Source organism: Alistipes sp. (assembly GCF_048465575.1).
GTDB lineage: Bacteria > Bacteroidota > Bacteroidia > Bacteroidales > Rikenellaceae > Alistipes.
The window spans coordinates 1-25,865 of record NZ_DBFWLG010000024.1 but is presented as its reverse complement, the minus strand read 5'-3'; the positions used below and the strand labels follow the sequence as shown (position 1 = coordinate 25,865).

The 25,865-nt window shown below is 63.1% G+C and carries 22 protein-coding genes and 1 tRNA gene; 16 read left to right on the top strand and 7 right to left on the bottom strand.

The features are described from left to right. Positions 1-31: 31 nt before the first annotated feature. On the bottom strand, positions 32-3,574 hold the full coding sequence (gene nifJ, locus ACMQ11_RS07310; protein WP_418992109.1) for a pyruvate:ferredoxin (flavodoxin) oxidoreductase: 3,543 nt from the start codon (positions 3,572-3,574) through the stop codon (positions 32-34). Positions 3,575-4,283: 709 nt separating this feature from the next. Between nifJ and ACMQ11_RS07305 the strand changes: the two genes are divergently transcribed. Both ACMQ11_RS07305 and ACMQ11_RS07300 read left to right on the top strand, forming a co-directional pair. Beyond that, positions 4,284-5,519 (top strand): M16 family metallopeptidase, encoded by a 1,236-nt coding sequence (locus tag ACMQ11_RS07305; RefSeq protein WP_418992108.1) that lies wholly within the window; start codon positions 4,284-4,286, stop codon positions 5,517-5,519. Further along, positions 5,516-6,784 carry a M16 family metallopeptidase gene (locus ACMQ11_RS07300; protein ID WP_418992107.1) on the top strand — a complete coding sequence of 423 codons (1,269 nt, stop codon included), beginning with the start codon at positions 5,516-5,518 and terminating at the stop codon, positions 6,782-6,784. Before ACMQ11_RS07305 ends, ACMQ11_RS07300 begins: the two co-directional genes overlap by 4 nt. 47 nt (positions 6,785-6,831) lie before the next feature. Here ACMQ11_RS07300 and rsmA read toward each other — a convergent pair whose 3' ends face one another. The 4 genes from rsmA to recQ form a co-directional block, all read right to left on the bottom strand. After that, complete coding sequence (rsmA, locus tag ACMQ11_RS07295; RefSeq protein ID WP_418992106.1) at positions 6,832-7,629, bottom strand: 16S rRNA (adenine(1518)-N(6)/adenine(1519)-N(6))-dimethyltransferase RsmA; 798 nt, start codon at positions 7,627-7,629, stop codon at positions 6,832-6,834. Between the two features lie 142 nt (positions 7,630-7,771). Next, on the bottom strand, positions 7,772-8,011 hold the full coding sequence (locus tag ACMQ11_RS07290) for a hypothetical protein (protein ID WP_418992105.1): 240 nt from the start codon (positions 8,009-8,011) through the stop codon (positions 7,772-7,774). Between the two features lie 178 nt (positions 8,012-8,189). Further along, positions 8,190-8,414: a hypothetical protein gene (locus tag ACMQ11_RS07285; RefSeq protein ID WP_418992104.1), complete on the bottom strand. Its 225-nt coding sequence runs from the start codon at positions 8,412-8,414 to the stop codon at positions 8,190-8,192. 275 nt (positions 8,415-8,689) lie between these two features. Then, the gene (gene recQ, locus ACMQ11_RS07280) at positions 8,690-10,882 is read right to left on the bottom strand and encodes a DNA helicase RecQ (RefSeq protein WP_418992103.1); all 2,193 of its coding nucleotides are present in this window, start codon (positions 10,880-10,882) and stop codon (positions 8,690-8,692) included. Between the two features lie 99 nt (positions 10,883-10,981). On the opposite strand from recQ, the gene lptB reads away from it, so the two are divergent. From lptB to ACMQ11_RS07235, 9 genes are all read left to right on the top strand, one after another. Continuing rightward, positions 10,982-11,767 carry an LPS export ABC transporter ATP-binding protein gene (lptB, locus tag ACMQ11_RS07275; protein ID WP_418992102.1) on the top strand — a complete coding sequence of 262 codons (786 nt, stop codon included), beginning with the start codon at positions 10,982-10,984 and terminating at the stop codon, positions 11,765-11,767. 119 nt (positions 11,768-11,886) lie between these two features. After that, on the top strand, positions 11,887-13,140 hold the full coding sequence (aroA, locus tag ACMQ11_RS07270) for a 3-phosphoshikimate 1-carboxyvinyltransferase (protein ID WP_418992101.1): 1,254 nt from the start codon (positions 11,887-11,889) through the stop codon (positions 13,138-13,140). Further along, a complete protein-coding gene (locus tag ACMQ11_RS07265) occupies positions 13,137-14,111 on the top strand; it encodes a chorismate synthase (protein WP_418992100.1) in 975 nt (324 codons plus the stop codon). Before aroA ends, ACMQ11_RS07265 begins: the two co-directional genes overlap by 4 nt. Continuing rightward, positions 14,111-14,977, top strand: a complete 867-nt coding sequence (gene prmC, locus ACMQ11_RS07260) for a peptide chain release factor N(5)-glutamine methyltransferase (RefSeq protein ID WP_418992099.1) — start codon at positions 14,111-14,113, stop codon at positions 14,975-14,977. Before ACMQ11_RS07265 ends, prmC begins: the two co-directional genes overlap by 1 nt. Then, positions 14,959-15,471, top strand: coding sequence for a regulatory protein RecX (locus tag ACMQ11_RS07255; protein ID WP_418992098.1), 513 nt, complete (start codon positions 14,959-14,961; stop codon positions 15,469-15,471). The genes prmC and ACMQ11_RS07255 overlap by 19 nt, the downstream gene beginning before the upstream one ends. Next, positions 15,456-17,186, top strand: coding sequence for a M23 family metallopeptidase (locus ACMQ11_RS07250; protein ID WP_418992097.1), 1,731 nt, complete (start codon positions 15,456-15,458; stop codon positions 17,184-17,186). The genes ACMQ11_RS07255 and ACMQ11_RS07250 overlap by 16 nt, the downstream gene beginning before the upstream one ends. A 59-nt stretch (positions 17,187-17,245) precedes the next feature. Then, positions 17,246-17,626, top strand: coding sequence for a response regulator (locus ACMQ11_RS07245; protein WP_418992096.1), 381 nt, complete (start codon positions 17,246-17,248; stop codon positions 17,624-17,626). A gap of 96 nt (positions 17,627-17,722) precedes the next feature. After that, complete coding sequence (locus ACMQ11_RS07240) at positions 17,723-19,804, top strand: sensor histidine kinase (RefSeq protein ID WP_418992095.1); 2,082 nt, start codon at positions 17,723-17,725, stop codon at positions 19,802-19,804. Then, entirely contained in the window at positions 19,804-21,126 is a 1,323-nt protein-coding gene (locus ACMQ11_RS07235; RefSeq protein WP_418992167.1) for a sensor histidine kinase, read from the top strand. The genes ACMQ11_RS07240 and ACMQ11_RS07235 overlap by 1 nt, the downstream gene beginning before the upstream one ends. Positions 21,127-21,308: 182 nt before the next feature. Here ACMQ11_RS07235 and ACMQ11_RS07230 read toward each other — a convergent pair whose 3' ends face one another. Together ACMQ11_RS07230 and ACMQ11_RS07225 are read right to left on the bottom strand one after the other, a co-directional pair. Then, positions 21,309-21,743: a PepSY-like domain-containing protein gene (locus ACMQ11_RS07230; RefSeq protein ID WP_418992094.1), complete on the bottom strand. Its 435-nt coding sequence runs from the start codon at positions 21,741-21,743 to the stop codon at positions 21,309-21,311. Between the two features lie 80 nt (positions 21,744-21,823). Further along, on the bottom strand, positions 21,824-22,300 hold the full coding sequence (locus ACMQ11_RS07225; RefSeq protein ID WP_418992093.1) for a TspO/MBR family protein: 477 nt from the start codon (positions 22,298-22,300) through the stop codon (positions 21,824-21,826). A gap of 154 nt (positions 22,301-22,454) precedes the next feature. On the opposite strand from ACMQ11_RS07225, the gene ACMQ11_RS07220 reads away from it, so the two are divergent. The 5 genes from ACMQ11_RS07220 (at position 22,455) to mnmA (ending at position 25,509) form a co-directional block, all read left to right on the top strand. Continuing rightward, positions 22,455-22,531 (top strand) — tRNA-Arg (locus ACMQ11_RS07220). A 184-nt stretch (positions 22,532-22,715) separates the two neighbouring features. Beyond that, complete coding sequence (locus ACMQ11_RS07215; protein ID WP_418992092.1) at positions 22,716-23,264, top strand: 30S ribosomal protein S16; 549 nt, start codon at positions 22,716-22,718, stop codon at positions 23,262-23,264. Between the two features lie 82 nt (positions 23,265-23,346). Beyond that, positions 23,347-23,862 carry a ribosome maturation factor RimM gene (gene rimM / locus ACMQ11_RS07210; protein ID WP_418992091.1) on the top strand — a complete coding sequence of 172 codons (516 nt, stop codon included), beginning with the start codon at positions 23,347-23,349 and terminating at the stop codon, positions 23,860-23,862. A gap of 7 nt (positions 23,863-23,869) precedes the next feature. Next, complete coding sequence (locus ACMQ11_RS07205) at positions 23,870-24,319, top strand: GNAT family N-acetyltransferase (RefSeq protein ID WP_418992090.1); 450 nt, start codon at positions 23,870-23,872, stop codon at positions 24,317-24,319. Next, a complete protein-coding gene (gene mnmA / locus ACMQ11_RS07200) occupies positions 24,307-25,509 on the top strand; it encodes a tRNA 2-thiouridine(34) synthase MnmA (RefSeq protein ID WP_418992089.1) in 1,203 nt (400 codons plus the stop codon). The genes ACMQ11_RS07205 and mnmA overlap by 13 nt, the downstream gene beginning before the upstream one ends. The last annotated feature ends 356 nt before the right edge of the window (positions 25,510-25,865 follow it).

Sequence of the window (25,865 nt, the reverse complement as noted above, 5' to 3'; positions counted from 1 at the left end):
GGTCCCTCACCAAACTTTTTATCGTTGAGCACTAATACTCCAGCACGCTCAGGCGCTTGTAGCCGTTGTAACGCCACCGGGCGTTCTGCTCGGCGGCCTGGAACAGCTCCTCGGCCTCGGCCGGGAACGCCTTTTGGAGCGAGGTGTAGCGCACCTCTTTCTTCAGGAAATCCTGGAATTTGGACCAGTCTGGCTCCTTGGAATCGAGCACGAACGGGTTTTTGCCTTCGGCTTCGAGCTGCGGATTGTAGTGCCACAGGTGCCAGTAGCCGCAAGCCACGGCCTCCTTGCCCACGGTCTGCGTGCGGGTCATGCCGCCCTTGATGCCGTGGTTGATGCACGGCGCGTAGGCGATCACCAGCGACGGACCGGGATAGGCCTCGGCCTCTTTCAGCACGTTGAAGAGCTGCTGCTGCGAGGCGCCGATCGAAACCTGGGCCACGTAGACATAGCCGTAGGTCATGGCCATGGCGCCGAGGTCTTTCTTGCGGATGCGCTTGCCGCTCGAGGCGAACTTGGCCACCGCACCCACGGGGGTCGATTTGGACGACTGGCCGCCGGTGTTGGAGTAGACCTCCGTGTCGACCACCAGGATGTTCACGTCCTCGCCCGTGGCCAGCACGTGGTCCACGCCGCCGTAGCCGATGTCGTAGGCCCAGCCGTCGCCGCCGATGATCCACTGCGATTTCTTCACCAGCCAATCCTTGTGTTCGAGAATCTTTTGGCAGTAGTCGCAGCCGCAGGCTTCGAGCATCGGGACCAGGCGCGCCGTCACCTCGGCCGAAGCCGACGACGAGCCGCGCGCGGCGATCCACTCCTGCATCACGGCCTTGAGTTCGGCGGAGCATTTTTCGCACGAGGCGATCGCCTCCTCCATCGTCTGCTGGATGCGGTCGCGGAGCTTCTCCACGCCGATGTGCATGCCCAGGCCGAACTCGGCGTTGTCCTCGAAGAGCGAGTTGGCCCAGGCCGGACCGCGCCCCTCGGCGTTGGTGCAGTAGGGCGTCGAGGGGGCCGAACCCGAGTAGATCGAGGTGCAGCCCGTGGCGTTGGCCACCATCATCTTGTCGCCGAACAACTGCGAAATAGCCTTGATGTAGGGCGTTTCGCCGCAGCCGGCGCAGGCGCCCGAGAACTCGAACAGGGGTTGCGCGAACTGGAGGTTCTTGACCGACCGGGTCTTGTCGACCACCTGCTTGTAACCCACGTTTTTGTTGATCCACTCCCAGTTCTTCTGCTGGGGCAGCTGCGACTCGAGCGGTTTCATCACCAGCGCTTTCTCTTTGGCCGGGCAAACGTCCACGCAGTTGGAGCAGCCCGTACAGTCGAGCGGCGTGAGCTGGATGCGGAACTTGTACTGCTTGGTCTCGCCCAGGCCCTGCTTCCACTCCACGCCCGAAGCGGCCGCCTCGGCCTCGGTGGCCAGGAACGGACGGATCACGGCGTGCGGGCAGACATAGGCGCACTGGTTGCACTGGATGCAGTTCTCGATGATCCACTCCGGCACGTTCACGGCGATGCCGCGCTTCTCCCAGGCGGCGGTGCCGTTCTCCCAGGTGCCGTCCTCGCGGCCGTTGAAAGCCGAGACGGGCAGGTCGTCGCCTTTCAGGCCGTTGATCGGCTCGACGATCTTCCGCACGAACTCGGGGCACGCGGCGTCCGAGGCGTGGGCGAAGCCGCTCTCCTCGATCGAGGCCCACTCGGCGGGCACCTCGACCTTTTCGACGGCAGCGCCGCCGGCGTCGACGGCCGCGTAGTTCATGTTGACGATGTCCTCGCCTTTCTTGCCGTAGGACTTGAGGATGGCGTGTTTCATCTCCTCGACGGCTTTCTCGAACGGAATGACGTTTGCGATCTTGAAGAACGCCGACTGCATGATGGTGTTCGTGCGCGACCCCAGCCCCAGTTCGGCGGCGATCTTGGTGGCGTTGATGATGTAGAAATTGATGCGGTTCTTCGCCAGGTACGCTTTCATGTGGTCGGGCAGCGTGCGGCAGGTGGTCTCGGCGTCGTGCACCGAGTTCAGGAGGAACGAACCGCCGGCTTTCAGCCCCTTGAGCACGTCGTACTTGTCGACGTACGAGGGCACGTGGCAGGCCACGAAATCGGGCGTGGTGACCAGGTAGGGCGAGGTGATCGGCAGGTCGCCGAAACGCAGGTGCGACGAGGTGTAGCCGCCCGACTTTTTCGAGTCGTAGGAGAAATAGGCCTGGCAGTACTTGTCGGTCGTGGTGCCGATGATCTTGATCGAGTTCTTGTTGGCGCCCACCGTACCGTCGGCGCCCAGGCCGAAGAACAAAGCCTCGAACGTGCCGGGCTTGGCCAGCGAAATCTCCTCGCCGACGGGCAGCGAGCGGAACGTCACGTCGTCGACGATACCCACCGTGAACTGGTTCTTGGGCTCGTTGGCCGCAAGGTTCTGGAAGACGGCCAGCATCTGCGCCGGGGTGGTGTCCTTGGACGAGAGGCCGTAACGGCCGCCGATGATCAGCGGCTTGCACGCGCAGGGAATGTCCTTGCACGAAGCGAAAGCCTCCACCACGTCCAGGTAGAGCGGATCGCCGTTGGCTCCCGGCTCCTTGGTGCGGTCCAGGACGCAGATGCGCTTGACGGTCTCGGGCAACACCTGACCCAGGTATTTCACCGAGAACGGACGGTAGAGGTGTACCGTGACCACGCCCACCTTTTCGCCTTGCGCGCGCAGGTAGTCGACCGTCTCCTTGAGGGTCTCCGTGACCGAACCCATCGCCACGACCACGCGCTCGGCGTCGGGCGCACCGTAGTAGACGAACGGCTTGTATTCGCGGCCGGTGATGCGCGAAATCTCCTGCATCGTCTCAGCCACCATGTCGGGCACGGCGTCGTAGAATTTGTTCGAGGCTTCGCGGGTCTGGAAATAGATGTCGGGGTTCTGGGCCGTACCGCGCGTGACGGGGTGCTCGGGATTGAGCGCGCGGTCGCGGAACGCCTTGAGGGCGTCGCGGTCGAACATGGCCGTCAGCGCAGCCTCGTCGATCAGCTCGATCTTCTGGATCTCGTGCGAGGTGCGGAATCCGTCGAAGAAATGGAGGAACGGCACGCGCGATTTCAAGGAGACGATGTGCGCCACGCCGGCCAGGTCCATGACCTCCTGCACCGACGAGGTGGCCAGCATGGCGAAGCCCGTCTGGCGGGTAGCCATGACATCCTGGTGGTCGCCGAAGATCGAGAGCGACTGCGCGGCCAGCGCGCGGGCCGAGACGTGGAACACGCCCGGGAGCAGCTCGCCGGCGATCTTGTACATGTTGGGGACCATCAGCAGCAGGCCCTGCGAGGCGGTGAAAGTCGAGGTCAGCGCACCGCTCTGCAACGAGCCGTGCACGGCGCCGGCGGCACCGGCTTCGGACTGCATCTCGACGACCCGCACGGTCTCGCCGAAGATGTTCTTGCGGCCCTGGGCGGCCCATTCGTCCACCAGCTCGGCCATGGTCGAAGAGGGCGTGATGGGATAGATGGCTGCGACTTCCGAGAACATGTAGGCCACATGGGCCGCAGCGTAGTTACCATCGCAGGTGATGAATTTCTTTTCTGCCATTTCGTTGAAATTTAATAATTATATGTGTGTTTTTCTCTGATTCGGATGGAACAAGCGTTGCAAAGATAGCAATTCCGCCGGAAAAAACACCCTTATTTTTGTACAAAAAGATTGCATTTTTTGACTTTTCGGTGTTATTCCGTTAACAGCTCGGAGTGTGATTCCTTTCACAGCGAACCCACGGGAAATCACTGATTTGCAAAACGGTTAACCGAGAAAGGATTATCCGGTTTTTCCAGGCGAAAAAGGGCGTCGGGCAGCATACGGAACCTCCGTCCCCGAGTTCCCGGTCGGCGCAAAGGCTTCGATAACGCAAACGGCGCATAGAATAGGCCATTCGGACACACGGGTTGCCAAATCGGGAAAAATGATTACTTTTGCTTCCCGTAAAAGCGCGTTCTTTACATATCGTATTCATAAGTATCGACATTCCTGAATTCTGGTAAAATTTTTGAAACTGTTGGCAGATGCTTCACCCGGGGAGGGTGTGTGTCGTCTTGCCAACAACGGTTTACCAGAGCCGAGGAATGGAATTTCGGCGCCCGCTTTCCCTTTCTTGTCCGGCGGCGTTCGAATGCTTACAAAAATTGCGAACAGCGGCAGGACTTTTGGATTCACTCGATTCGAATCTTCACAATCACCCAAGAATCCACTTTCACATGGCGTCACCACGTTCTGTCGCTGTTCTTTTTTTCGTATCTTTGCCGCAATGATTCCCTATCGCACACGTACACTCGACAACGGCCTGCGGGTCGTCGTCAACCGCGACCGAACCTCGCGCCTGGCCGCGGTCAACCTGCTCTACGAGGTCGGCGCCCGCAACGAGGACCCCGGCCGCACGGGCTTCGCGCATCTGTTCGAACACCTCATGTTCCGCGGCACGCGCCGGGTCCCGAATTTCGACCTGCCGGTACAGATGGCTTCGGGCGACAACAACGCCTTTACGAACAACGACTACACCGATTTTTACATCACGCTCCCGGTGGACAACATCGAGACGGCCCTCTGGCTCGAAAGCGACCGCATGGAGGGGCTGGACATCACCCCCGAAAAACTCGAAACCGAGAAGAAAGTGGTGATCGAAGAGTTCCGCCAGCGCTACCTCAACCAGCCCTATGGCGACCAGACGATGCTGCTGCGCGCGCTCTGCTACAAGGTCCACCCCTACCGCTGGTCGGCCATCGGCCTTAGGCCGGACCACATCGCCGCCGCCACGCTCGCCGACGTCGAAGCGTTCTACCGCGCCCACTACCACCCCTCCGGCGCCATCCTCTCGATCTCGGCCGATCTCGAGGAGGAGCGGATGCTCGCACTCGCGGAAAAGTGGTTCGCTCCGCTCGCCGACCGGCCCTCGCCTCCCGCGTCCATCCCCGCCGAACCCGCGCAGACGGCACCCCGCCGCGAGGAGGTCGAGCGCGACGTGCCGGCTACGACCGTAACGGTCGCCTACCACATGGGCTCCCGCACCTCGCCCGAATTCTACACGGCCGACCTGGTTTCGGACCTCCTCTCGGGCGGCGATTCGGCGCGGCTCTACCGCAGCCTGGTCCAGGGGCGCAAGCTGCTCTCGTCGGTCAACGCCTACGTCTCGGGCGATGTCGATCCGGGCTTGTTCGTCTTCACGGGCCAGCTGCTGCCGGGCGTCGAACCCGCCGCGGTCGAGGAGGCGTTCCGCGCCGAAATACGCGCGCTCTGCACCGAGCCGCCCACGCCTTACGAGACCGAAAAGGTGAAAAACAAGTTCGAAGCCAACACGCTCTTCGGCGAGTTGAACGTGATGAACAAGGCCATGAACCTGGGCTACTACGAAATGCTCGGCGACCTGGAACTCGTCAACCGCGAGATCGACCTCTACCGGGGTGTCGGCTACGACGACATCGCGGCTTTCTGCCGCCGCACGTTCCGCGACGAGAACGCATCCACCCTGATTTACCGAGCCAAATGACACAGCCGCCCCTCACCATTCCCGACAAGATCGCCATCCAGCAGGCACAGCGCACGACGCTTGCGAACGGCATGGAACTCTACACGCTCCCCTCGGACGATTTCGAGGTGCTGCGCCTTTCGTTCGTATTCCGCGCCGGGTCGTCCCGCCAGCAGGTCCCTTTCTCGGCCTCTGCCACGGCCGGGCTGCTTTCGGAGGGCACGCGCAGCCTGACGGCGCAGCAGATCGCCGAGCAGCTCGACTACTACGGCTCGTGGTTCGACGTGAACGTCGACCGCGACTGCGCCTACATCAGTTTCGCCATGCTCTCCAAGTTCGTTCCGCAGACGCTCGCCGTGGCAGAAGAGGTCCTGCTCCACCCCACATTCCCCGAGGAGGAGCTGCGCACCTACTGCTCGAAGCGCAAGCAGCGACTGGCGATCGAGCGCACGAAAGTCGATGTCCAGGCGCGCGAAGCGTTCGCTGCGGCCCTGTTCGGTCCCGATCACCCCTACGGTCTGAGCACCGACGAAAAGGCATACGACACCCTCGCGCGCGCCGACCTCGAAACCTTTTACCGCCGGTTCTACACCGCCTCGAACGGCTTCGTGGTGTGCAGCGGCCGCATCGGCGAGGCCGAGCGGCAGGCCATCGAGGCGCTGGCCGGGCAGTTTCCCGGCGGCATGCCGCCCGAGACCGTCTTTCCGGAACCCTGCACGCAGCACCGGTCGCAGGTCGACCATCCGGGCGCCGTGCAGTCGTCGATCCGCATTGGGCGGCTGCTCTTCGGACGCCAGCACCCCGATTTTCTGGGGATGCAGGTCGTGGCCACGGCGCTGGGCGGGTATTTCGGTTCGCGGCTGATGCAGAACCTGCGCGAGACGCACGGCTACACCTACGGGGTGGTCGCAGCGATGGTCAATTTCGAAAAGACGGGGTATCTGGCCGTCGCCACGCAGGTCGGATCGGAGGTGACCGCGAATGCCCTTGCGCAGATTTACGCAGAGATCGAGCGGCTCCGCCGGGAACCGATGCGCGACGAGGAGTTGTCGCTGGTCCGCAACATCATGGTGGGCGAGATGATGCGCATCCTCGACGGCCCGTTCGGCATCGCCGACGTGACGATCGAGAACATCCTCTGCGGCCGCTCGAACGCGGTCATCGACGAGAATATCGACCGCATCCGCCGCATGACCCCCGCCGACGTGCAGCGCCTGGCCGCGCGCTACCTCGCCCCGGAAGAGCTGGTGACCGTCGTCGCAGGGGATGTGAAAGGTGAAAGGTGAAAAGTTCACCTTTCACCTTTCACCTTTCACCTTTCACCTTTCACCTTTCACTTTTCACTTTTCAACTTGTCCGCGACCCAGCGGGTCAGCTCCACGAACTCGCCGACCGAGAGTTGCTCGGCACGGCGCGTAAAGAACGGATGCTCGGCGCCGCGGAAATCGCCGAACGCGGCACGCAGGGAGTTGCGGATCATCTTGCGGCGCTGGCCGAAAGCGGCTTTCACGACCAGGACGAACAGCCGCTCGTCGCAGTCGAGACGCTCCGTAGAGTTGCGCCGCAGCCGCACGACGGCACTCTTGACCTTGGGCGGCGGGGAAAAGACCGTTTCGTTGACGGTAAAGAGGTACTCGATGTCGTACCACGCCTGCAACAGCACCGACAGAATGCCGTACTCTTTCGAACCGGGCGGCTCGGCCAGGCGCACGGCGACCTCTTTCTGGATCATGCCCACGCATTCGGGCACCCGGTCGCGGTTTTCGAGGACCTTGAAGAAGATTTGCGACGAGATGTTGTAAGGGAAATTGCCGATGATCCGCACCCCGTCCGGGAAGCGCTCCGCAAGGTCCATCTGCAAGAAATCACACGCCACGAGCCGCGGGGTGAACGCGGGATAGTGCATCTGCAAATAGGCGACGCTTTCGGGGTCGATCTCGGCGCCCCAGGTCACGATGTCCGAACGCCGCAACAGGAACTGCGTCAATACGCCCATGCCGCAGCCGACCTCCAGCACCGGAGCGGGATCCCCGGCGCTGCCGCCCGACAGGGCGTCGCAAATCTTGCGCGCGATATTCAGGTCCGTGAGAAAATGCTGTCCCAGCGACTTTTTAGCCCTTACCTCCGTCATTGCCTCTTGTTTAGGGCGTGAAGATACGAATAATTACGCAAATAGAAAGAACGGCAAAGACATTGGCCGAGAAGCGGAATCGCACGAAAGGCAAGCGTAAGCCGGAAACTGCGACCGGAACCGTCTTTGGGCTCCGAGCGGTTCAGCGACGGGATTTGCGCCCGCGTTTTTTCTCCCGCCGGGCCTGCTCGCGGCGTGCGGCAATTGTACGGCGCTGCGTGAGGCGGAACGTGTAGAGCAGTCCCACGAACCCGATGCCCAGCAGTGCGACCCAGAACCACACCGCGATGCCGCGCTCCATGTATTCGATGGCGTAGATAATACCCGCAATCGCCAGCACCATCATCACCAGCCGTACGATCTGCATCCAGTTGATTCTCATATTACTCGTCTATTAGAAACACATTATTCTCCCGGCAGCGCGCCCATCCGGCAGCCGGCCAGACCGGCTCCCGCCCCGAAGCGTACCACCCCGCGGCTCGCGGCCGAAAAACCCCTCCGGCCTAAAACTCAATTCAAGCGCGCCTCACGCGCCGAGCGAACACCAGGCACGCTCCCGGCTACGGAATTTTGTACCTGTTGACCTCGTCGAGGTGCTTGCGCTTCTTCTTGCAGAACTCGTTGTAAACCATGGCGGCACCCGCCGCCACGAAGATGGCGCCCACGACCAGATCGAACGTTCCGACACAGTTGGCCCGCGTCACGGCCCAATAGATCGAAACACCGAACCAGGCGAGCGCAAGCAGCAGAAACAGCAACGCCAAAGTAAAAGTCTTCTTGTTCATAGGCACTCGAAATTTAGGTTATGTTCGGTTTACGGTGGTTCACTTTCTCCGGGCGGTTTGCTGCCGGCGGCCCGGTCGCAATCGCTTCCGGCGACGGACGGCTTACCGAAATGGATTTCCGGAAAGAAACCCCTGGAGAGGATCGGCCTGCCCGCGACGGGCGAATGACAGGGCTCTGTTCCGGCTCTGCCGCCGGGCGGATGCGAATTTCGAAAACACGCCTCCCAAACCTTTATTTTTAATTTTTAATTCTAAATTTTTAACTTTTAATTGCCTCAGTTCCCCTGCTCGCACATGAACTTGATCCGCACCAGCCGGATCTCCTCCTCGGTGTAGTCGGCCCCCAGCTCCCCGATGGCGGCGTCCAACGAGTCGCTCTCGGCGTCCTCCTTGAAATAGAGGTAGATGTCCTCGACTTTCTCCTCGTCCATGAACTCCTTGAGGTAGTAGGAGATGTCGAGCTTCGTACCCGAGTTGACGATGCCCTCGATCTCGTTGAGCAGTTCGTCGAAATCGAGGTCCTTGGCGCGGGCGATGTCCTCGAAATCCATCTTGCGGTCGATGGCCTGGATGATGAATATCTTGTTTCCCGACTTGGTACCCACCGACTTGACGACCATGTCCTGCGGGCGGATAATCTCCTTTTCCTCGACATAGGCCTTTATCAGGCGCACGAACTCCTCGCCGAACTTGCGGGCCTTGCCGGCTCCGACGCCCGTGATGTTCTGCATCTCTTCGAGGGTGACGGGGTACTGCACGGCCATGTCCTCGAGCGAGGGGTCCTGGAAGATGACAAAAGGCGGCAGGTCGTGCTTCTTGGCCACCTTTTTCCGCAGGTCCTTGAGCATCGAGAAGAGCTCTTCGTCGGCCGCCCCGCCCTTTCCCATCGGGGCCACGGTTTCGGCCTGCGCCTCCTCCTGGTCGTAGTCGTGATCGAGCGTGACGGTCACCGGGAACGGCATGGCGATGAAGCCCTCGCCCCGCTTGTTGACCGAGACCAGGCCGTAGTTCTCGATGTTCTTGTCGATCAGCCCCAGGATGAGCGCCTGGCGCATCACCGCGCCCCAGAACCGGGCGTCGTGCCCGGCGCCCGCGCCGAACCATTTGGATTTGTTGTGTCCGTAGCTCTTGATCAGGGCCGTCGTCTTCCCGACCAGTACGTTGATGAGGTAGTCGGCCTTGAACTTGTCGCCGATCTCGCGGAGGGCTTCGAGGGCCATCCTGAGTGCGGCCTTGGCGTCGATGCGGGGCTTGGGGTTGCGGCAGTTGTCGCAGCAGCCGCAGTTCTCCTCGGTGTAGTCTTCGCCGAAATAGTGCAGCAGCGTCTTGCGGCGGCACATGGAGCTCTCGGCATAGGAGACCGTCTCCAAGAGGAGCAGCTTGCCGATCTCCTGCTCGGCGATGGGCTTGCCCTGCATGAACTTTTCGAGCTTCTGAATATCCTTGTAGCTGTAAAACGTCAGGCAGTATCCCTCGCCGCCGTCGCGCCCCGCGCGGCCCGTCTCCTGGTAGTATCCCTCGAGCGACTTGGGGATGTCGTAATGGATCACATAGCGCACGTCGGGCTTGTCGATACCCATGCCGAAAGCGATCGTGGCCACGATCACGTCGACGCGCTCCATCAGAAAGTCGTCCTGGTTGGCGGCCCTGGTCGAGGCGTCCATGCCCGCATGGTAGGCGCGGGCCTTGATGTCGTTGGCCACGAGCAGTTCGGTCAGCTCCTCGACTTTCTTGCGGCTCAGGCAGTAGATGATGCCGCTCTTGCCCTCCATCTGGCGGATGAAGCGGATGATGTCGTGGTCGACGTTGTGCTTGGGCCGTATTTCGTAGTAGAGGTTGGGGCGGTTGAACGACGAGCGGAACACCGCGGCGTCGGACATGCCGAGGTTCTTCTGGATGTCGAGCTGCACCTTGGGGGTGGCCGTGGCCGTGAGGGCGATCAGCGGCGCCGACCCGATCTCGTTGATGATCGGGCGGATGCGGCGGTACTCGGGGCGGAAGTCGTGGCCCCACTCCGAGATGCAGTGCGCCTCGTCGATGGCGTAGAACGACACCTTGATCCGCCTCAGAAAGGCCACGTTGTCCTCCTTGGTGAGCGACTCGGGGGCGAAATAGAGGAGTTTGGTCTTGCCCGAGAGCACGTCCTCGCGCACCTGCGCCACGGCGGTCTTGTTGAGCGATGAGTTGAGAAAATGGGCGATGCCCGACTCGGCCGAAAAGGTGCGCATGGCGTCGACCTGGTTTTTCATCAGGGCGATCAGCGGCGAGATGACGATCGCCACACCCTCCATCAAGAGCGCCGGCAGCTGGTAGCAGAGTGATTTCCCGCCCCCGGTCGGCATAAGCACGAACGTATCTTTCCCCTCCAACACATTGCGGATCACTGCTTCCTGGTTCCCTTTGAACGATGAGAAACCGAAATACGCTTTCAGTTTCGCGTGCAACAGGGATGAATCGTTTTGTTTCATTTCGCCGTTTGTATGCTTTAAATCAGAAAATTCAACGTAAAGATAAAAAAATTTTGGGAAAAAAGCATAACTTTGTGAAAAATTTATTCCCCCAACCGCATGCGTCTTTACACCAGCGAACTCGTCAAAAAATACAAATCCCGCACCGTGGTCAACCACGTCACCATCGATGTCAACCAGGGTGAGATCGTCGGCCTCTTGGGTCCCAACGGAGCCGGCAAGACCACCACGTTCTACATGATCGTGGGGCTCATCAAACCCAACGAGGGACGCATCTTCCTGGAAAACGACCGGGGCGAGGTCTCCGAGCTGACGGACATGCCCGTCTACCGGCGGGCGCAGATGGGCGTGGGTTATCTGGCGCAGGAGGCTTCGGTCTTCCGCCACCTCTCGGTTGAGGACAATATCCGGGCCGTGCTGGAGATGACCGATTTTTCGAAAGAGTACCAGGCCGAGCGGGTCGAGGCGCTGATCGAGGAGTTCCGCCTCGAAAAGGTGCGCAAGAGCCTGGGCATCCAGCTCTCGGGCGGCGAGCGGCGGCGCACGGAAATCGCCCGCGCGGTGGCCATCAACCCGGCTTTCATCCTGCTGGACGAGCCTTTCGCGGGCGTGGACCCCATCGCCGTGGAGGACATCCAGTCGATCGTGGCCACCCTGAAGCACAAGAACATCGGCGTCATCATCACCGACCACAACGTCGACGAGACGCTGGCCATTACCGACCGCACCTACCTGCTCTACGAGGGCAAGATTCTCAAAACGGGTTCTGCCGAAGAGCTGGCCGCCGACCCGATGGTCCGCAAGGTCTACCTCGGACAGCATTTCGAACTGAAAAAGAGCCACCAGCTCACGCAGGAGATGAAGAACCGGGGGGCCAAGAATTAAGAATTAAGAATTAAAAATTAAAAATTAAGAATTAAGAATCGGGAGGGGCGGTCGATGACAGCCTCCGCCCGAACAGCGATCTAAGGCCGGGCGACCGGCTGACAAGTTGCGAAAACAGGATGGATAAAACCATATACCCGGGCCGCGTCCGAGGCACGCTGACGCCGCCCTGTTCGAAAAGCTACGCACAACGTGCCCTGGCCGCCGCGCTGCTGTCGAACGAGGTGTCGGTGCTGCGCAACGTGGAGTACTGCTCCGATACGCGCTCGGCCCTGCGGTGCATCGAGACGCTCGGCGCCCGCGTCAGCCGCACCGAAGAGGACGAACTCACGATCGAAGGAGGCCTCGCCCCCGCCGCCGACGTGCTGCGGGTGGGCGAATCGGGGCTGGCCGCGCGGCTCTTCACCCCCATCGCCGCGCTGTGCGCAAAGCCCCTCCGTATCGAGGGCGAGGGCTCGCTGCTGCAACGTCCGATGGGGATGATGACCGAGCCGCTCCGGCAGCTGGGCGTCCGGGTGCGCGACAACGACGGCTTCCTCCCGCTGGGGGTGTGCGGCCCGCTCCGCGGCGGAGAGGTGACGGTGGACGGCTCCGTCTCGTCGCAGTTCGTCACGGGGCTGTTGCTGGCGCTGCCCTGCGCCGAGATGGATACCACGCTGCGGGTGCACGATGCGGTCTCTACACCTTATTTAGATATGACGATTGACACCGCCGCGCGCTTCGGGGTCGAAATTTGCCACAACGACTACTCGGAGTTCTACATTCCCGGCGGCCAGCGCTACCGCGCCGCCTCGTTCGACATCGAGGGGGACTGGAGCGCCGCAGCGATGCTGCTGGCGGCCGGCGCGATTGCGGGCGAGGTAACCGTTGGCAACCTCTCGACGCTTTCGCGGCAGGCCGACACGGCCGTCACGACGGCCCTCGTGCGCGCGGGCGCAGCCGTAATTCACGAAGCGGAGCGGGTCACGGCGTCCCGGCGGCCCCTGCACGCGTTTGAATTCGACGCCACCCATTGCCCCGACCTCTTTCCGGCGCTGGCCGCTCTGGCCGCTGCGGCCGAGGGCGTGAGCACCCTCCGGGGCACGTCGCGCCTCCCGCTCAAGGAGTGCGACCGCGCCGAAGCCATCCGCTCGGAGTACGGCCGCCTGGGTATCGAGGTCGACACCTCCGAGCCGGACGTGATGCGCATCCGCGGCGGCTCGATCCGCCCGGCTACGGTCTCCAGCCACGGCGATCACCGCATGGCCATGTCGCTCGCGGTGGCGGCCCTCCGCGCCGAGGGTCCCGTCACCATCCGCGGGGCCGAATGCGTATCGAAGAGCTATCCGGGCTTCTTCGAAGATATGGAACGAATCAAAATCAGCATGGCATGAATCAATTCGGACAAAATTTCCGGCTCGCCATCTGGGGCGAGTCGCACGGACCGCAGATCGGTGTGACGATCGACGGCATTCCCGCAGGCATTCCGCTCGCACCCGAGGATTTCGAGCAGGACCTCGCACGCCGCCGCAGCGGCGCCAGCGGCACGACGACGCGCCGCGAACCGGACATTCCGCAGCTGGTCACGGGCATCTACAACGGCCACACCACCGGGGCGCCCCTGACGATCGAGTTCGCCAACCGCGACGTCCATTCGCAGGACTACGATACCGTGACGCGCCACTACCGCCCCTCGCACTCCGATCAGGTAGCCTACCACAAGTTCAACGGCTTCAACGACCCGCGCGGCGGCGGCCATTTCTCGGCCCGCCTGACGGTGGCGCTCGTGGCCGCCGGAGTGGTCGCCAAGAAGATACTGCCGGCGAGCATGTGCTTCACGACCCGTCTCACGGAGATCGGCGGATGCACCGACCCGGCCCGCTTCGAGGAGGTGCTCCGCACGGCGGCGGCCGAAAAGGACTCCGTGGGCGGCATCGTCGAGTGCCGCGTCGCGGGCGTGCCCGTGGGGCTGGGTCAGCCTTTCTTCGACTCGACCGAGAGCATGATCGCCCACCTCGTGTTCTCGATCCCGGCCGTCAAGGGGGTCGAGTTCGGCAACGGATTCGCCGCAGCCCGGCTGCGCGGTTCCCAGAACAACGACGCCATCGCCGATTTCGAGGGCACGACCTTTACGAACAACGCCGGAGGCATCAACGGCGGCGTGACGAACGGCAACGAGCTCATCGTCCGCGCGGCCATCAAGCCCACGCCGAGCATCGGCCGCGAGCAGATGACCTACAACCTGGCCACCAACCGGGTCGAACCGCTGACGATCCGCGGCCGCCACGACGTCTGCGTCGCCCTGCGCGGCGCGGTGGTCGTCGAAGCCGCCGTGGCCATCGCCCTGGCCAATTTCATCCGCTGATGGAGGGCGCTTTCGCGGCTGCCGGACTCACCCGGCACGAGGCCGTCGGCCGCATGGCCGAGGCCCTCGCACCGCTTTACGACGCACGCGAAGCCCGCACCATCGCCCGGACGGTCCTCGCCGAGCTGGAGGGCGTCCCCCTGCCGGCGCTGCTCGCCGACCCCGCGGCTCCGGTCCGAAGCGGGGAGCTGGAGGCCGTCACGGCCCGCCTGAGCGCCGGGTGCCCCTTGCAATACGTCGTAGGCGGCGCCTGGTTCTGCGGCCGCCGCTTCGCCGTGCGCGAGGGGGTGCTGATCCCAAGGCCCGAGACCGAAGAGCTCACGGCCTGGGTCCTCGATGCGGAGCACGACAGCCGCGCGCTGCTCGACGTGGGTACCGGCAGCGGCTGCATCGCTGCCACGCTGGCCCTCGCCTTGCCCGACGCGCGTGTCTTCGCCGCCGACCTCTCGGAGGAGGCGCTCGCCGTGGCCGCCGAAAATTTCCGCACGCTGGGGGCCGCCGTGACCCTCCGCCGGGCCGATGCTCTGACGAATTTGGCGGAGGTTTTCCCCGAACCGATGGACGCCCTGGTCTCCAACCCGCCCTACGTGCCGCAGCGCGACCTTGCGACGATGCACACCAACGTCCGCGACCACGAACCCCACCGGGCGCTCTTCGTCCCCGACGACGACCCGCTGCTGTTCTACCGCGCCATTGCGCGGGCCGGGCGGCGGATGCTGCGCCCCGGAGGCCGGCTCTATTTCGAAATCTACCACCTCTATGCCGACTACATGCGCCGGATGCTCGCCTCGGAGGGCTACACCGCGACCGAGGTGCGAGAGGACCTCTTCGGAAAACCCCGCATGGTATGCAGCCGGATGGCGTGAAGAAGCGGGCCAAGACGCCCGAGGAGGCCCTTGCGGCCCTGCGGCGGCTCGCGGCGCGGGCCGAAAAGGCGGAGAGCGACGCCCGGCGGCTGATGCGCGGCTGGGGGCTTCCGGCCGCCGAGGCCGAGCGGGTGCTGGCGCGGCTGGTCGCCGAGCGCTTCATCGACGACGGCCGCTACGCCGCCGCTTTCGTGCGCGAAAAACTGCGGCTGAGCGGCTGGGGCGAATACAAGATCCGCACGGCCCTCCGGCGCAAGGAGATCCCGAAAGAGCTGATCGACGAGGCGCTGGCCGCCGCCGAGCGCCCCGACATGGCCGAACGGCTTCGGCAGCAACTGCAACGCAAGGCCCGGACGGTGCGCTACGGCACTCCTTACGAATTGAAAACCAAACTGATACGCTACGGACTTTCGCTCGGCTACGAGTACGACGCCGTGCTCGAAGCGGCTGCGGCGCTGGCGACCGACACCGACGATTCATGCGACGAATTCTGATCTTTCTATCGCTCTTTCTCTGCGGCGGGGCGCAGGCCCAGCGGCTCGACCCCGCCGACTTTGTTTTCCCCGTGCGCGGGGTCGCGGGGCTCTACTCGGCCAATTTCGGCGAACTGCGCCCCGGCCACTTCCACGCCGGGGTGGACATCAAGACCGACGGCGTGGAGGGCAAAGAGCTGGTGGCCGCGGCCGACGGCTACGTCTCGCGCGTGACCGTTGCGCCGGGCGGTTACGGCCGCGCAATCTACCTCACCCTGCGCAACGGCACGACGGCTGTCTACGGCCACCTCCAGCGCTTCCGCGACGACCTGGAGGAGCACGTGCGCACGGAGCGCTACCGCCGCCGGGCCAACACGGTCGATTTGCATTTCGGCCCCGGGCAATGGCCCGTCAGGCAGGGCGAGCTGATCGGATATGCGGGCAACAGCGGCGGCTCGCTGGGGCCCCACCTCCACTACGAACTGCGCGACACCCCCACGCAGCGGCTCCGGAACCTCGTGCGCGAGGGGATTCTCCGGCCGCAGGACGACCTGCCGCCGCGCATCCTGCGCATCCACTACATAGAGGTCGACACGGTCGGAATCGACGGTGTGTGCGCACACACCGCACCCCGCAGCTATGCCGTGGTCCGCACCGCCGAGGGGCGCTACCGCCTGACGCACGACCGGCCGGTCGAGACGGGCCGCAAGGGCTATTTCGTCGTCGAGGCGACCGACCGCCGCAACGGCGTCCACAACTCGTTCGGCCTGTGGCGCGTCACGGCACTGCTCGACGGGGAACCCTGTTTCGAATACCGGCAGGACGGCTTCACGCACGACCTGGCGCGCAGTTCCGACGCGGTGAGCTGCTACCCCCTGCAACTCGGCTCGCGCAACGAGGTCATCCGCCTGGCCCGGCTCGAAGCTGCACCGGAGTGTTTCTACCCCATCCTGCGCGAGCGCGGGCTGGTGCGCACGGCCCCGGGTGAGGTACGCCGCCTGGGGATCGAGGCCGAGGACGATTCGGGCAACGTGTCGCTGCTGGAGTTCGACATCCGCGGCCGCGAGGGCGGGTTCCGCGCCGTGGCCGACAGCGCTGCCGCGGTCGTGCGGCCCGACCGCGAGAGCGCCGTAAGCCTCGGTTTCGGCCTCACGGCCCGCATCCCGGCCGGAGCGGTTTACGAAACGCTATACTGCCGTCCCGAAGCGTGCGAGGTCCCGCAACTCGATTCGGGCGTAGTGGTGCTCTCGCCCGCCTACCGCATTTTCAGCTTCGACACACCGCTGGCGCACCCCATAGAGGTCTCTGTGCGCGCCGAGGTGCCGCACGCCCTGCAACTGCGCACCCTCATGGCGGCCCGCGACCGCAAGGGCCGGGCCATCCCGGTCGGCGGGAGCTATGCGGCGGGCCGCGTCACGGCACGGACCCGCTCGACCGACGTCCTGACGGTGGTGGCCGACACCCTGCCCCCGCGGATCACTCCCCTTTTCAAGCCCGGAGCCTCACTTTCCGGAGCGGTCGCCTTGCGCTTCCGAGTGGCGGACAATTTCGCGGGCGTAGCCCGCTGGACGCTGCTCATCGACGGCCGGTGGGTTCCCGCGGACCGCTTTCCGATGCAGGGCACGCTGGTCCATAGGTTCGACACGCCGCCGACGCACGGCAGCCACCGCGCACGGCTCTCGGTAAGCGACACAGCGGGCAATACCGCCGTGTGGGAGGGAACATTTTACCGCTGATCGGCCTCTCGTATTTCGAAAAATTGATTACCTTTGCCGCAAGAGCAATGCGCCAAGCCATGACCGACACACCCAAGAATGACCGCAAACCACTGATTCTGATAGCAGAAGATGTCGAAAGCAACTACAAGCTGCTGGAGATAATCCTCCGCAAGGAGTACGATCTGCTCTGGGCCAAGAACGGCCGCGAAGCCGTAGACTACGCCCTGGAGCGCCACCCCGACGCCGTACTGATGGATATAAAGATGCCCATCATGGACGGAATCGAAGCCCTCAAGGAGATTCGCCGCCACACGACCGACCTGCCCGTCATCATGCAGACGGCCTATGCGTTCGATACCGACCGCCGCACGGCCGAAGAGGCCGGCTGCAACGGTTTCATCACCAAACCCGTCATGCCGCGCGAGTTGAAAATGTACCTCGACAAGTACCTCAAATAAGTCCGACAGGGCCATCGAGACGATAAAACGGACCGGAATCATTGCCCGGTCCGTTTTTTTCACTACTTTAGCGCACAAATTCCGCAACGATCCCTTATGCACCCGCTCAGACAAACCGTACAGATACTCTGTTTGCTCTTCTGCACGGTCGTCGCCCGTGCGCAGCAGCCCCTCACGGACAGTCTCCAGCACGTGCTGGCCCATACGGCCGACCCCGCGCGGCAGGTCCGCCTGCTGCTCGACCTGAAAGACCTGAACGAGGACACGCCGCTCAACCTCTCCTATTCGATCCGCCTGTTCCAGAAAGCCGTGGTGACCGGCGACACCTACGCCATGACCAACGCCGTGGTGCCGATCATCGCCCGCTACGCCCTCTATCCCGAAAAGGCCGATTCGCTCGAATACTGCATCCGGAAGCTGCGCGAACTGACGCCCGGCACCCCCGAAGAGGGCGCGGACAGCTATGCCCGGATGGCCGTGGAGTACTACCGCCTCAGCCGCGGATACGACCGCAACGAGACGCTCGCTCTCTCGCACCGGGTGGTGGAGCGGAGCCGCGAGGAGGCGCAGGGCGACGAGACGGTCTACGAAAAGGCCCGCCGGCTGTTGGTCGAGGGGTATGCGCGGGTCAACCTCCTCTACCACAAACAGGGCATCCGGCGTCCGATGGTCTGCCAGACGGCCTGCTGGGAGGAGGCCTACGCCCTCACGCACCGCATGCCGAACATCCTCGTGCGCAAGAATTTATGCAACATCATCTACTACGTGCTGAGCGGGGCCTACAACCAGGCGCGGAAATACGAGGAGCTGGAGGCGCTCACCCGCGATTATATCGGCGTGATGGACGCCTACTACGCCCGAGAAGCACAGCTGGGGCGCCGCCCCTACCTCTACAAGGACAACAGCTACGTCAACCCCTACCGGCAGCTCTTGCAGGGGGCCATGAACATCGGCCGCAGGGAGTATGCCGAGCGCCATTTCGAGGCTTTCCGCCGCCGGATGATGAACGCCGGCGGCCGCGACCTGCAACGCAACAAGAGCTACCTCTACGAACTGGGCTACCTCTGGCTCGCCAACGAACGCGAATACGACCGCAGCCTGGCTTACTGCGATTCGCTCGTGAGGCTCATCCGCGAGGGCAAGAGCTATTTCCTGCCCCAGTCATCGAAAGTCTACCAGGTCTACCGCGACCGCAGCCGCATCCTCGAACTGGCCGGCCGCTACGACGAGGCGTTCGACGCCTATGCCCTCACCACCCGCGTGCAGGACTCGCTGCTCTCGGCCGAGCGCCGCGAGCGGGCCCGGACGCTGCGCCTGCGGCACGAGATGGACCGCCGCAAGCTCGACCAGACGCGCCGGGCGATCCGCAACCGGGCCGTTGCGACCGCGTCGATGGTGGCCGTGGGCGCGGTGCTGCTTCTGACCGCGGCCTATCTCTACCGGGCCCTCAGGCGCAACAGGCGGCTCCAGGCCGACATACGCCGCCACAGCCTTAAGGCGCAGGAGAGCGAACGCATGAAATCGAATTTCATCAATTCGATCTGCCGGGGCATCGGTCCGCCCTACAAGGCGATCGAATCCTCGACCCTGCAACTGATCGTGGCCGGGATGCGCTCGCCCGACCGCCTGGACAGCCTCCGCGCCATCCGGCGCAATACCGAGGTGCTGCTCTCGGCCCTCGACAATATGCTCGAAGCGGCCAACCTGGACAGCCTGAGCGAACCGCTGCGCCTCCACGAGACCGACATCGACGAGGCGTGCCGCGCCGAATTGCTCTCCGCGGCGCGGCTCTACCGCGACAAACCGATCGATTTCCGGATCGACGTACCCGGCACCGCATGCCGGATTCCGACGCACGAAAAGTACTTCCGGTTCGTCGTCCGCGCGCTGCTGGACAATGCCGGCAAATATACCGCTGCGGGGAGCGTCGTGCTCTGCTACCGCCTCGACCCCGTGCGCGGCGAGCTGCGCATCGAGGTGACCGACACGGGATGCGGTATCGAGCCGTCGCGCCGCGAGGAGTTGTTCCGCCCCTTCACCGCCGGGACAGTGGCTTCGGCCGGTCTGAGCCTCTCGCTCTCGCGCATCATCGTCGACCGCCTGGGCGGCACGATCCGGCTGGATACGACCTATACCGCGGGCGCCCGCTTCCTCTTCACCATTCCGCTCGACAAGTGATGCGCACCCTACGTCATATCGCCCTGCTCTCACTGCTGCTGCCCCTATCGGTGGCGGCGCAACCCCTGCGCTACGACCCGCATGCGGGCTCGGAGCAGATCGAACCGTACGCTTTCCGGCCCTCGGAATTCATCGTCTCCGTCAACGAGCAGCACCTGCTGATGGCCCGGGCACGCTACTACCGCACAGCCTACCGCCACGCCGTCAACCGCGGCCGCTACACGCAGGCGACCGCCTGCTGCGACTCGCTGATCCGCATCGCCGAGAACCGCCGCCTGCGCGGAATCCGTTTCATCCGCTGCTACGAGAACCGCGCCCTTGCGCTCAGGGCCCTCAACCGCAAGGCCGAAGCGGCCGCCGCCTACGCCCGGGCCGTGAAAGTCCGGGACTCGCTCATGCGGCTTGAACAGAGCGAGCAGCTCCGCGAGATGCAGGCCTCCTACGAACTGGACCGCCTGGCGCTCGACGAAACGCTGCTCAGAGCCCGCCACAACAAACGGGCTTTCCACCGGGTACTGGCGCTGCTGCTGCTGGCAGGCGGCGCGGTCGCATTCATCGGAGCCGGCTACCGCCGCACCAAACGCCTCCAGCGCGAACTGCTGCTGCAAATGGAACACGCCCGCCAGAGCGAGGAGAAGAAGCGGGCTTTCATCAACTCCATGTGCCACGAGGTCCGCACGCCGCTCAACTGCATCACCGGATTCTCGGAGCTGCTCTGCGACGACGACATCTCGCCCGAAGCCTACAACCAATACTGCGAGATCATCCACGACAACCGCCGCCAGCTGCGCTACATTTTCGACGACCTGCTCGAAACGGCCAGTCTGGAGAATCTGAGCGAGCCGCTGCCCTGCCGCTATACGGATATTTGCGCGCTGTGCCGTGCCCGGCTGCGGGCGATGCGGGTGCGCTGTCCCAAACCGGACCTGAGGTACGAGGACCGCATTCCCGCCGAGCCGATCGGGATGATAACCAACGAGAAATACATCGGCCTGCTGTTGTCGGCACTGCTCGACAACGCCTGCAAGTTTACCGAACGGGGTTTCGTGCGGCTCGAATGCCGCCGCGAGGGCGATGACCGCGTGCTGATCGCCGTCACGGACAGCGGCTGCGGCATTCCGCCCGATCGGTACGAATACGTTTTCGAACGCTTCACCAAACTCGACACGTTCCGCCCGGGCAACGGCCTGGGGCTGCACCTCTGCCGCCTGATCGTCGGCCACCTGGGCGGTACGATCCGCATCGACCCGGCCTGCACGGACGGTACGCGCATCGAGGTGACGCTGCCCCGGCGCCCCGACGCCGCCCGGCAGGAGCGATAACCGCAGGCACCTCGGGACCGGCAACCTGGCCGCCCAGCCCGAAAATCACACGCCGCCCTCACAACACCAGGCCCTCGGGTCCGGACACGAAAAAAGCAGTATTCTTTCAAATACTGCTTCACCGGTTGCCGATCCCGAGTATCGGTCGGGACGCCGGATCCGGTTCCGTAAGCCGACGCGGATTATTTCGTGGCCTTGACGTAGTTGCCGTCCTTGTCGAAATCGAGGAACGTGCCGTTCTGCAACTTGACCTTGTACCCGTCGGCCGTGGTCTCGATCATCACCACGCCCAGGCGGGGATAGTTGGCGCCCGTGTACGACTTAATCTTCACCGGAATGACGGTCATGGGCACGTAGCCGTCCTTCATGACGATCTTCGACCAGTCGCCGCTGCCGCCCTCGAACGACACCTGCGTGCCGCTGTTGAACGTCACGGTATACTTGTCCCACGACGCCTCGCGGTCCATCTGCACGTCCTTCACCTTTTCACGGGTAAAGTTCTTCTGGATGAACTCCTGCGAGTTGTTCGGCAGTTTGTCGAAATCGACTTTCTGCGGAGCTGCGTCGACCGAGAAGCCGACTGCCGCAGCGACGATAAAAAGTAAAAATTTTTTCATGGTTTTGAAAATTTAGTTAAAAATCGATATAGCTCTCCTTGCAAAAGGTATTCCGTTTTGATCGGCCATGCAGCACGGCTCTAAATTCCGGGACCGTTCGCGGCCAGAATCCACGCATTGAGGTAGGTTGCGAAGAGAATCCAGCACAGATAGGGAACGAACAGCCACGCGGCGGCGCGACGCACCGGCGCGCTCCAGGCGATATAGAGGATGACAAGGGCGTCGAGCACCACGATGTCGATCATCCCCAGCAGCGGACTACGGCAGACGAAGAAGAGGATGCTCCACAGAAAGTTGAATCCCAGTTGTACGAACCACAGGGTCGTCACCTTGCGCCGCACTTCCGAGTGGGAGTTGAGCACCAGCCCGGCCGATATGCCCATGCAGAGGTAGATAATGCTCCACGCGATGGGAAAAATCCACCAGGGAGGCGTCAGCGCCGGTTTGTCCAGCAGCGGATACCAGTTTTCGATCGCGTCCTGCTGCAACCAGCCTGCGATGCCGCCCACGACGAACGCCAGCAATGTGGGGAGAATGTAAGCCCAAGCCTTTTTCATGGTACGATCTTTTCGGGGCCATACTGCAAAATGTATGCCCGCACGGGCCGAAAGGGCCGGAATCGAAAAATGGGCTGCCGTTTTGAGGCTAATTGTCGGAAAAGATTTTGCAGATGCTCGCAAAATTCATACTTTTGCCTCGCAATCCTGCGATGGTTCCGTAGCTCAGTTGGATAGAGCAGCAGATTTCTAATCTGCCGGTCGCGCGTTCGAGCCGCGCCGGAATCACCACCTGCAAGCCTGCTTCGGCAGGCTTTTTTGTTCACGTACTTTGTCGTCCCGCCGGCAAGTGGCCCGAGAACCGAGATTTTGACGCGATTTATTTTGCCGTGCAGAATATTTTGTCTACATTTGCAGGCTTAAAAGCCCGAATGGGTGAGCGTTTTATTAACCTTATATCAAAATTTTATAGCAAATGGCTGTTAAAATTCGTCTGGCACGCCACGGTAAGAAAGGTTTCGCTTTCTACCACATCGTTGCCGCAGATAGCAGAGCGCCACGTGATGGTAAATTCATCGAAAAGTTGGGTACCTACAACCCCAACACGAATCCTGCTACGATCGATCTGAGCTTCGAGAAAGCCCTGGATTGGTTACTCAAAGGCGCACAACCCACCGATACCTGTCGGGCGATCCTCTCCTACAAGGGTGTCATGTACAAGAAGCACCTGCTGGGTGGCGTAGCCAAGGGCGCTTTCACCGAGAGCGAAGCCGAAGCCCGCTTCAACAAGTGGATGACCGAAAAGGAGGGCAAGATCGAGGCCAAGACCAACAAGCTGGCCACCGACGCCAAGTCGGCCGAGAAAGCCCGTCTGGCCGCCGAAGCCAAGATCAAGGAGGAGCGCATCAAGGCCCTCGAAGAGAAGAAAGCCGAAGCCGAAGCCGCAGCCCGCGAAGCGGAAGCCGCTGCCGCCCCCGAGACGGAAGCACCCGCCGCAGAGGCCGAAACGCCGGCCGCAGAGTAAGCAGCAGCACGCTCGGATAAAGAACGGCGAACTCTCGGGTTTGCCGTTTTTTTGTAATTTTACACCCTGAATTCAACCGCTTATGAACTCTCCCCGAGGCCGGATCAACCGCCTTTTCGGCACCGACGGCGGCGTGGCGCTCACGCTCTACGCCTCGTTTCCCGCCGATTTCGATCCCCGGACGACGCCCCTTACGGTCACCATCGATTCGCTGGAGGTGCCGCTCTGGTGCGACCGCTTCGAACGCCGGGGCGCTTCGGGCGCCGTGGCGGCATTCGCAGATCTGGACACCGCGCGCCGGGCGCAGGAGCTCGTGGGACTGGAGTTTACCCTCGAAGCATCCGCAGAAGAGCCTGACGACGAGTTCTATCCGGAGGATTTGATCGGCTTCCGGGTCGAGGCCCGCGAGGGCGGAAAGACCGGGCGACTGCACGGCACGATCACGGACTATTACGACAGCGAGGCCAACCCCCTCTTCGAACTCCGCCTGGAGGGGCGCGAGGTACTGGTTCCGGCCGTCGAGGAGTTCATCGCCCGCATCGATTTCGAGCAGCGCACGATCCACCTGGTGCTGCCCGAGGGACTGACTGATCTGTAACCGCCCCATGGAGTTTCGCATACAACCGTTCGACCGCATGACCCCCGCCGAGCTGCACGCCGCAGCCCGGCTGCGACAGGCCGTTTTCTACCTCGAACAACGGGTCGATTGCGAAGACCTGGACGACCTCGATCCCCATTGCCTCTTTCTGAGGGCTGTCGGCAACGGCGAAACGATCGGCGTGCTGCGGATCGTGCCGCCGGGCGTCATCCGCGCCGAGGCATCCATCGGCCGGGTAGCCGTAGCGTCCCAGCACCGCCGCCGGGGCGTGGCACGGGCGATGATGCGCGCGGCGCTCGATTACATCGGCCGTACCTGGGGCACCCCCGTGTGCATCTCGGCCCAGTCGCACCTCGTACCGTTCTACCGGCAGTTGGGCTTCGAGGCGGTATCGGATGTTTACCTCGAAGCGGGCATTCCGCATCGCAAAATGATTCTCGAAAAATGGCACGCGTAGTTATCGGACTCTCGGGCGGCGTCGATTCGTCGGTGGCGGCCTGGCTGCTCAAGCAGCAGGGACACGAGGTGGTGGGCCTCTTAATGATCAACTGGCACGACACCACGGGCACGCTCGAGGGCGACTGTCCGTGGCACGACGACCGCGTTTTCGCCGAACTGGTAGCCCGCAAACTGGACATCGAGCTGCACGTCGTGGACCTCTCGGCCGAGTACCGCAAACGGGTCGTGGATTACATGTTCGCGGAGTACGCGCGGGGCCGCACGCCCAACCCCGACGTGCTGTGCAACCGCGAGATCAAGTTCGACGTCTTCCTCGCCGAAGCCCTGCGCCTGGGCGCCGATTTCGTCGCCACGGGCCACTACTGCCGTAAGGCGGAGCAGGTGCTCTCGGACGGACGGACCGTCTACCGGCTGCTCGCCGGCAGCGACCCCAACAAGGACCAGAGCTACTTTCTCTGCCAGCTCTCGCAGGAGCAGCTGCGCCGGGCCCTCTTTCCCGTGGGCGGACTCCTCAAACCCGAGGTGCGGCGCATCGCCGCCGAGCAGGGGCTGGCCACGGCGCGCCGCAAGGATTCGCAGGGCATTTGCTTCGTAGGCAAGGTCGACCTTCCGGTCTTTCTGCAACAGCAGCTGGCGGCCAAGCGGGGCAATGTACACGAAATCCTGCCCGCGTGGCCCAAGTTCGGCCAACGGGCGGTTCCCTGCGACCGGGCCAACCCGACAGACGCCGAGTTGGCCGCCCTGGCGGCGCCGTGGCGCTATACGGTGCGCGACGGCAAGAAGATCGGCGAGCACAACGGAGCCCATTTCTACACCGTCGGCCAGCGCAAGGGGCTGGGCATCGGCGGCCGCAGGGAGTCGCTCTTCATTCTGGCTACGGACGTTGCGGCGAATGCGATCTACGTGGGCGAGGGCGATGCACATCCCGGGCTGTGGCGGCCGGCGCTGCATATCGCACCCGGGGATATTCACTGGGTCAACCCCGCACGGGCCCTCGCCGCGGGCGAAAGCCGGCGTTTCGAGGTCCGCATCCGCTACCGCCAGCCGTTGCAGGCGGCCCGGCTCTTCGTCCGTGCCTCGGGCGGCTACCTCCTCTTCGACCGCCCCCAGCGCGGCATCACGCCCGGACAGTTCGCGGCCTGGTACGACGGCGACGAACTCATCGGCTCGGGCGTGATCGCGGAGTAATTCGAAATTGGCTATCGACATCGATCATTTTTCATCCGCCAACGACGGCTTGACAAAGTGAAAGGGGAACTTTGCGGTTAAGCAAGAGCAGAGTCCGCTTGCGGGCTCTGCCGAGCGTGAGCAAAGTCAAGCCGCCGCAGGCGGGTTAAAAAGACAAAGGTGAAAAGTATAGCGCAGGCGAAAAACGATCCCTCCTCGACCCCCGAGCTCCGTCGAGGGGTCGTCGGTCAATCGTTGTCATTGCGAGCGCATGCGAGGAATCTTCCGCTTATCACGCCGCGTTCCGCGGCAGCAGTCTGCAGCCACCCCGGGCGGAGGACTGCACTCAGCTCTTCGGCTTCGAGCAGACCTCCACT

Excerpts from the sequence above, each read along its gene's own strand:
- nifJ (WP_418992109.1), bottom strand. The coding sequence starts at position 3,574 with ATGGCAGAAAAGAAATTCATCACCTGCGATGGTAACTACGCTGCGGCC.
- ACMQ11_RS07305 (WP_418992108.1), top strand. The coding sequence starts at position 4,284 with ATGATTCCCTATCGCACACGTACACTCGACAACGGCCTGCGGGTCGTC.
- ACMQ11_RS07300 (WP_418992107.1), top strand. The coding sequence starts at position 5,516 with ATGACACAGCCGCCCCTCACCATTCCCGACAAGATCGCCATCCAGCAG.
- rsmA (WP_418992106.1), bottom strand. The coding sequence starts at position 7,629 with ATGACGGAGGTAAGGGCTAAAAAGTCGCTGGGACAGCATTTTCTCACG.
- ACMQ11_RS07290 (WP_418992105.1), bottom strand. The coding sequence starts at position 8,011 with ATGAGAATCAACTGGATGCAGATCGTACGGCTGGTGATGATGGTGCTG.
- ACMQ11_RS07285 (WP_418992104.1), bottom strand. The coding sequence starts at position 8,414 with ATGAACAAGAAGACTTTTACTTTGGCGTTGCTGTTTCTGCTGCTTGCG.
- recQ (WP_418992103.1), bottom strand. The coding sequence starts at position 10,882 with ATGAAACAAAACGATTCATCCCTGTTGCACGCGAAACTGAAAGCGTAT.
- lptB (WP_418992102.1), top strand. The coding sequence starts at position 10,982 with ATGCGTCTTTACACCAGCGAACTCGTCAAAAAATACAAATCCCGCACC.
- aroA (WP_418992101.1), top strand. The coding sequence starts at position 11,887 with ATGGATAAAACCATATACCCGGGCCGCGTCCGAGGCACGCTGACGCCG.
- ACMQ11_RS07265 (WP_418992100.1), top strand. The coding sequence starts at position 13,137 with ATGAATCAATTCGGACAAAATTTCCGGCTCGCCATCTGGGGCGAGTCG.
- prmC (WP_418992099.1), top strand. The coding sequence starts at position 14,111 with ATGGAGGGCGCTTTCGCGGCTGCCGGACTCACCCGGCACGAGGCCGTC.
- ACMQ11_RS07255 (WP_418992098.1), top strand. The coding sequence starts at position 14,959 with ATGCAGCCGGATGGCGTGAAGAAGCGGGCCAAGACGCCCGAGGAGGCC.
- ACMQ11_RS07250 (WP_418992097.1), top strand. The coding sequence starts at position 15,456 with ATGCGACGAATTCTGATCTTTCTATCGCTCTTTCTCTGCGGCGGGGCG.
- ACMQ11_RS07245 (WP_418992096.1), top strand. The coding sequence starts at position 17,246 with ATGACCGACACACCCAAGAATGACCGCAAACCACTGATTCTGATAGCA.
- ACMQ11_RS07240 (WP_418992095.1), top strand. The coding sequence starts at position 17,723 with ATGCACCCGCTCAGACAAACCGTACAGATACTCTGTTTGCTCTTCTGC.
- ACMQ11_RS07235 (WP_418992167.1), top strand. The coding sequence starts at position 19,804 with ATGCGCACCCTACGTCATATCGCCCTGCTCTCACTGCTGCTGCCCCTA.
- ACMQ11_RS07230 (WP_418992094.1), bottom strand. The coding sequence starts at position 21,743 with ATGAAAAAATTTTTACTTTTTATCGTCGCTGCGGCAGTCGGCTTCTCG.
- ACMQ11_RS07225 (WP_418992093.1), bottom strand. The coding sequence starts at position 22,300 with ATGAAAAAGGCTTGGGCTTACATTCTCCCCACATTGCTGGCGTTCGTC.
- ACMQ11_RS07215 (WP_418992092.1), top strand. The coding sequence starts at position 22,716 with ATGGCTGTTAAAATTCGTCTGGCACGCCACGGTAAGAAAGGTTTCGCT.
- rimM (WP_418992091.1), top strand. The coding sequence starts at position 23,347 with ATGAACTCTCCCCGAGGCCGGATCAACCGCCTTTTCGGCACCGACGGC.
- ACMQ11_RS07205 (WP_418992090.1), top strand. The coding sequence starts at position 23,870 with ATGGAGTTTCGCATACAACCGTTCGACCGCATGACCCCCGCCGAGCTG.
- mnmA (WP_418992089.1), top strand. The coding sequence starts at position 24,307 with ATGGCACGCGTAGTTATCGGACTCTCGGGCGGCGTCGATTCGTCGGTG.